The 233-nt window shown below is 44.6% G+C and carries 1 protein-coding gene; it reads left to right on the top strand.

All coding sequences use genetic code 11. The annotated features are described in order from the left end of the window. Positions 1-16: 16 nt before the first annotated feature. On the top strand, positions 17-233 hold a 217-nt coding region (locus SB753_RS41730), incomplete at its 3' end, for a hypothetical protein (RefSeq protein WP_410805774.1).

Below are 233 nucleotides of genomic sequence, written 5' to 3'. Positions count from 1 at the left end.
CAAGGAGTGAACTAGCGTGATTGATGGCATGGTGAAAACCAGCACTAATGGCTCTGATCAAAAGTTGAAGCGAAAACGGCTGGGGGAGTTAAGGCTTCTTGAATCACATTTAGAGGATGTGATCTTCAGGAACCATGAGTTGCTGTGTCTTGAGAGGATAGGCCTGTTTGTAGACAGTATTCATTTAGTTAGGCAGGGCCGTGTTCAAGACTTAATGGGGCATCAAAAATACC

This window comes from Paraburkholderia sp. SIMBA_053 (assembly GCF_046534895.1).
GTDB lineage: Bacteria > Pseudomonadota > Gammaproteobacteria > Burkholderiales > Burkholderiaceae > Paraburkholderia > Paraburkholderia caledonica.
This window is presented reverse-complemented; position numbering and strand designations above follow the sequence as displayed.